Below are 6,237 nucleotides of genomic sequence, written 5' to 3'. Positions count from 1 at the left end.
GCGCTGCAAGGGGCCTCGGAATGTGACGATATCCCCGTCCCCCTGTCACGCCCCTGTCACGCGCCCCCCTGTCACGGGGAGGCCGTCGAATGCGCGGCTTGCGTCCCCTAAGATTCCGACCAGAACTTCTGAACGAGGTCGGCGCGGTTCGCCGCGCCGACCTTCTTGAAAATGTGGGAGGTGTGGGTTTTCACCGTGCCCACGGTCACCTGCAGAAGCTGGGCGATCTGCTGGTTGCTCATGCCGTCCAGCATATAGCCGAGGATCTCCTCCTCGCGAGAGGACAGCTCGTGGCGTTTGGCGAAGTAGGGAAGCGCCTCCTGCATCTGCCGCTGGTGCGGGTTCGTCAAATCGGCAGGGGAGGGAGGCTGATCGCGCTTCAGCTCAAGGGCGCGCACCGAGCTGCGGACCGCATAGCCGATGATGCAGACGAACAGGGCTATTTCGGCGATGTTCCTGCGGTAGAGGAACTCCGTTAGGAAATTGCCGTGCGAGGCGGGCTCTGGAACCAGCAGCATCACAACCGTGTCCTCTAAGAAGATGAGGATCGCAAGCGCTGTGAAGACCGCCATGATGGGCACCTTGCGCCGGTACCTCGTCCTTTCCACGGCGGAGTCGATGCCCAGGTACTGCAGCCAGAAGTACAGGCTGGCCCCCAATAGGAAGAACTGCCGCAGGCTGTACAGTATCCATTTGCGCATGGAATCGTCTATGTTGGGCATCACGAAGAAGAACAGCGACACGCCGAAGAATCCTGCAATGGGGCCGTGCTTCCATTGCTTCCGACCCTCGTCGGCAAAGTCCAGGATGGCGAGCCAAAGGGGCTGGCACAGGGCCGCTCCCAGCAGTATGTGGAAGAGGGGATCCTCCATCGCCCCCCACTCCTCGGTGGCGGGCAGGTTCTGGGTGCTGTATTCGTTGTAGAGGATGAACGCCTGCTCAATGGTGTAGGCGATGGAGAAGGCGCCCAGGTAGGCCAAGATCCGTTTGCGGGAGACCGTGTAGGCGGCAAGGGAGAAGAACGACGAGGAGGCGCATACCGCTACCAGGCAGATGGCTATGAGGTACATCGCGACGGTCAAGGGTGCCTCCATCTGTTTCGGCTTCAACCCAAGGATAGGCGTCTCGGCGAGGAACCCCGTCGATGCCAGCCAAGCCCTTCAAACTGTAAATTCGCCGATACGATTCGGGCAAGAGCTTTAGGGGTTGATTCGGGTTGATTTTCGCCTCGGGCAAAATCAACCCGAATCCCTCTTCGCGAACCGGCCATTGCCGCCTAAGGTGCGTGCCATCGGGGCGTCCGGCAAAGGGACGCCGATCCTTGCAAAGGAGGAAACATGGCCAACGCATTCAGGTATCCGGGCGAGTTCGAGCCGCAGACGGACGTGTTCGTGGAATGGCTTCCCTATGGCGAGCCCATTAAAGGGTTCGACGCACTCAAGCCCGTCACCGAGGTGGTGCGCAACCTGATCGAGCACGGCGACGTGCAGGTGCACGTCAATTGCTGCCCTCTGGTGGAGGGGCTTGAGCGGTCGTGCAGGGAGACGCTGACCGCCGCCGGCGTTGACGTTGAGAAGATCGATTTCACCCAGTATCCGGAGGATCCCAACTCCTTCTATTTCCGCGACAACGGCCCCAACGTCATGGTGGATGACGAGGGCAACACCTTGGTGGTCAATCCCAGCTGGAGCTTTTACGGCCGCTATGAGAAAAACGAGGGGCTGCGCGACCTGTCCCGGCAGATCGGCGTGCACGCGGCAGTGGGCCTGGGCTGCTACGACATCGTGAGCTCCGATTTGGTCTCCGAAGGCGGCGACCGCGAGTTCAACGGCGCCGGGGTGCTCATGGCCATTGAGGACACCGAGGTGCGCAAGCGCAATCCCCAGTGCACGAAGGAGCAGGTGGAGGAAGAGTTCAAGCGCCTCTGGAACGTGGAGAAGATCATTTGGCTCCCCCAGCCGCTCTACGATGACGACGACTTCCGCATGGCGCCCCTCGACTATCTGGAGGACGGCACCCCCATAGTGGGCGCCAGCTTCGCCGCACATGCCGACGAGATGTGCCGTTTCGTTGCCAAGGACACCATCCTTCTGGCCGAGGTGTCCGAGGAGGAGGCGGCCGAAAACCGCATCTCCGCCGAGAACAAGCGGCGCCTTGACGCCGCCTACGAAGTGGTCTCGCAGGCCACCGATGTGGAGGGCAATCCCTTCAAGATCCTGCGCATTCCGGCGTCGGCCCACATCCAGTACGTGCAGCGTCCCGGCGACGACCTCTACGACTATTACCACGAGCTGGTGGGCGACGCCTTCATGGACGGCACGCCGTGGCCCGAAGACGAACTGCACCTGTTCGGAGCCACCAGCTACTGCAATTTCCTGGTGTGCAACGGCATCGTGCTGGGGCAGCGCTACTGGCAGGAGGGCATGGACGAGGCCATCAGGGAGAAGGACGAGCAAGCCGAGGCCGCGCTCAAGGCGGCGTTCCCGGACCGCAAGGTGGTCATGATCGACTCTTTGGCCCTGAACATGGCGGGCGGCGGCGTCCACTGCTGGACCAAAAACGTCTACGTCCCCCGGTCCAAGTAACGCTCGGCCGGTCGAAGGGCCTGGCTGCGAACCCCGTCCGCATTCATTCGAGAAAGGAACCTTACCATGGGAAACCCCATCCTCGGAAAAGACTTCATCAACCTGCGCGACTTCACTCCCGAGCAGTTCCGCTACCTGCTCGACCTCGCCCATGAGCTCAAGGCGGAGAAGCGCGCCGGCGTGGATCAGCGCCGTTTCGTCAACAAAGACGTCATCGCGCAGTTCGAATGGGGGTCGACGCGCACTCGCTGCGCTTTTGAAACGTCCTGTCACGACCTGGGCTTGGGATTTACCTACCTGTCGAACTCCCACGTGGGCGTCCAGGAGACGGTCAAGGACACCATCCGCGTGTTCAACGAGATGTACGACGCCATCGTGTGGCGCTCTCAGGGGTCCGAGACGTTCATGTACCAGATCGCCGATTACGCTGACATCCCGGTGATCAACGCGCTCACCACCGAGGACCATCCCACCCAGATGCTCGCCGACGCCATGACGCTGGAGGAGTTGTGGGGCGGCCCCGGCTCGTGCAAGGGAAAGAAGCTGGCCTACACGGGGGCCTGCGCCATCTCCCCGCTCTGGTACGGCCGCATGTGCGCGCTTTTGGGCATGGACTGCTACGCCATCGGCCCGGACCTGTACGATCACAAGATGATCCCCGAGTACGTGGAGGAGCTTGAGGGGCTGTTCGCCAAGTGGGCGCCCGAGAACAAGCTCGTCGTCTCCGACGACGTCAACCTGCTTGAGGGCATGGACGTCGTGACCACCGAGGAATGGGAGTACACCACCTCCTCCACCAGCGACGACCACGGCTACGATGCCTGGATGTCCTACGCCAAGGACCTCATTCCCTACCGTCTGACCAGCGAGCTTATGGAAGTGGTGAACAACCCCGACTGCGTGGTGCTCCACATGCTGCCCTCGCTGCACAACGCCGACCATTCGCTGGGGCAGCAGCTGCTGGCCCAGGCTCCCGACGAGGAGTCCAGGAGGATCATCACCGAGGGCATGGAGATATCCGACGAGCTGTTCGAAAAGCACGCGGCCGAGATCTTCCGCGAAGCGGGCAACCGCCAACACACCATCAAGGCCGTGCTGGCCGCGACCATGGGGATATAACGCCCGCTCCCCGCAGGGCGCGGAGGGCGTTCTCCTTGCGTGGGCCGGACGCCCTCCGCTCTGAGAAAGGACTTTTTCATGGACATCGAGAAGAAATCGAATCTGCGCGCATGGCTCACCGTTTTGGGGTGCGGCATGCTCATATCCGGTTCGGTGACGTTCTACACGGTGGTCATCGGCAACTTCTTCGTTCCGGCCTCCGAGGCGCTGGGGTCGGATTACTCCAGCATCTCCCTGTACTCCACCCTCGTGTACATCGGCATCGCCTGCGGCCTGCCGTTCGTGGGCAACTGGTTGCCGAAGATACCGCCTCTCGGCATCGCGGGCTTCGCGGCCTTGCAATCGCTGGTGGTGGCCGCCCTGTCGTTTAGTCAGAGCGTGACTTGGTGGTGGATCGGCGGGTTTTTGATCGGCGTGGGCATGGCGTTCACGAGCATCGTGTTCATCTCCACGGTGCTCACCAACTGGTTCGCCAAGAAGACGGGCTTGGCCATCGGCCTTGCCTGGGCGTTGGCCAGCGTGGTGTCGGCCATCATGAGTCCGGTGACCGTGTCGCTCATGGAGATGATGGATTGGCGCGCAAGCCTGCTCGTGTTCGCCATCGTGGGCGCTGTCCTGGCCGTTCCCGCCGCTTTGCTCCTGGTGTCTTACAGCCCTGAGAAGAAGGGCCTGAAGCCCTACGGCAGCGAGGCGGCTGCGGCGGGCGAGGCGGTGGCGGAATCCGGCGTTCCGGCGAAACGGGCCGTGCGCTCGGCCGCGTTCGCGCTGGTGGCTCTGGCGCTGGCGCTCACGCAGATCGTGTCCGTCATCAACGCTTACTTCCCCATGTACGCGGAAAGCGTGAGCTTCGCTCCCACCGTCGGGGCGTTCATGATCTCCGTTGCGCTCATGTTCGATATCGCCTTGAACCCCATCGTCGGTTGGACCATCGACAAGTTCGGTGCCATCAAGGCTTTCGTGGCCTGGTCGTGCGTGGGCATTCTCTCCATGCTCATCCTTTTGGTGAGCGCCGGCAACGAGATCATGGCCTACCTGGGCGCCGGCTTGGGCGACACGCTCTACGTGCTGCTGGGCGTGGGTATAGCCAGCGTGGCCTCGACGGTGTTCGGCACAAAGGACTACGGCAAGATCTTCGCCTACATCACTATCTTCGGCTTCGCTGCCGGCTCCGTGGGCGGCTTCATCATCGCCTCCCTGTACGAGAGCACCGGCTCGTTTGAGGTGGTGTTCATGTTCTGCATCGTCACCATCGTGGTCATCATGCTCGCGGTCATTGGCGCGGGCATCAGCGGGAAGAAGCTCGCCCGCGAATCTGCGGCGGCGGACGCCTCCGCCGAAGAGGGCGCGACGGACCCGCGCTAACCCTGCGCGCTCCTTTCCCGCAGCGTTTGAGAGCCAGTCTCCTTCGGTGTCCCGCTCTGCTTCGCAGGCGCGGGACACCGGCGTTTGGGGACGTGCGAGCGGCTGGCCGAGAAGCGTTCGCACACCGACAGGCATCACGGGCGGCCTTCTTGCTCTGCGGATTCTTCAAGAGCCTGTGTTTCGATGACCTCGGCAAGAAGGCGGCCGAAGTCCGGAGCTGTTTGGGAGGTGATAATCGGGCGGCCGAGTTTCCTCTCTGCGACCTTGCGGGCGACGCCGGCCACTTCTCCACCCGATTTCGCCACGTCACGGTGCTCGGAGAGGTTTTCTGGGTCGGTCGCGCGTTCCAGTTCCGCAGTTGTGGCTTCAGCCAGCGTGGAGAGCGCAAGCTCCAAATCGCTCATATTGTCGCGCAGGCTCTCTTTGGAAAGGCCCTTGTGGGTTTTGTACTCGCGCGCCGTCATATCCGACCACGCCTGGTAGATGTCGTTTGTGAGGATGGCGTATTCGGGGTTGCTCTTGACGCCGCGCTCCCTCCATTCGTGCGTGAGGGTCTTGCGCACCTTGATAGAGAAGAGCCGTTGGCTGATCCAGTCTTCGGTGTATCCTTTGCGTCGGTAGTATTCTATGGCGCGCTCGATGGCAAGCTCGGGGTCGAACACTTCCTCGATGCGCTCCTTGCCCACTTGGGCGAGCCAGAGCTTGAACGGCTCGGCTTTGGGGGAGGGGACCGACTGGATGAGGCGCAGGATTTGCTCGGTCGTTCCGGCGTCGGTGAGGCGCATCTTGCCGTCAGCGGCCCTCATCTTCAAACCGTTACAATTTGTAACGGTTTGATTCCCCTCTTCGATCAGCCTTTTCTTGAGCACTCGCCAATACGTTTGAGGGTTCTTGCTCTCTGTCAGAACCGCTATCACATCGACGATGGAGAAATACCACTCCTCCTCGTCCTCAACCCAGACCGATCGAATCTCATGTCCTTCGAACAGATGCAGCTTGTCGGTTCCTTCTGTTTTGGGCATGGCTTCGCCCCTCCTTTGCTTTCGGTTGTTGGCCAACGATGCGTTGGGCGCGTGCGCGAAGAGCACGCGGCGGAAAGCAGGAGAAGGCGCCATTCGTCCTTTTGGGCTTCCCAACCCTTCGTTCCTTTTGGGGAGATTATACCAAACAT

Annotated in this window: 5 protein-coding genes; 3 read left to right on the top strand and 2 right to left on the bottom strand. The window is 61.6% G+C overall.

The annotated features are described in order from the left end of the window. Positions 1 to 107 precede the first annotated feature (107 nt). Positions 108 to 1,082, bottom strand: a complete 975-nt coding sequence (locus tag ACWKY3_RS08560) for a response regulator transcription factor (protein WP_449316002.1) — start codon at positions 1,080 to 1,082, stop codon at positions 108 to 110. Positions 1,083 to 1,337: 255 nt separating this feature from the next. Between ACWKY3_RS08560 and ACWKY3_RS08555 the strand changes: the two genes are divergently transcribed. The 3 genes from ACWKY3_RS08555 (at position 1,338) to ACWKY3_RS08545 (ending at position 5,066) form a co-directional block, all read left to right on the top strand. Further along, complete coding sequence (locus ACWKY3_RS08555) at positions 1,338 to 2,585, top strand: agmatine deiminase family protein (protein WP_449316001.1); 1,248 nt, start codon at positions 1,338 to 1,340, stop codon at positions 2,583 to 2,585. Between the two features lie 66 nt (positions 2,586 to 2,651). Then, positions 2,652 to 3,704 carry an ornithine carbamoyltransferase gene (locus tag ACWKY3_RS08550; RefSeq protein WP_449316000.1) on the top strand — a complete coding sequence of 351 codons (1,053 nt, stop codon included), beginning with the start codon at positions 2,652 to 2,654 and terminating at the stop codon, positions 3,702 to 3,704. 78 nt (positions 3,705 to 3,782) lie between these two features. Next, positions 3,783 to 5,066: an MFS transporter gene (locus ACWKY3_RS08545; RefSeq protein WP_449315999.1), complete on the top strand. Its 1,284-nt coding sequence runs from the start codon at positions 3,783 to 3,785 to the stop codon at positions 5,064 to 5,066. Between the two features lie 134 nt (positions 5,067 to 5,200). Here ACWKY3_RS08545 and ACWKY3_RS08540 read toward each other — a convergent pair. Beyond that, the coding region (locus ACWKY3_RS08540) for a BRO-N domain-containing protein (RefSeq protein WP_449315998.1) at positions 5,201 to 6,237 on the bottom strand (1,037 nt) is incomplete at its 5' end.

Source organism: Rubneribacter sp. (assembly GCF_965361815.1).
Note: the sequence above shows the minus strand (reverse complement) of the source record. Positions and strands in the feature narration are given on the sequence as shown.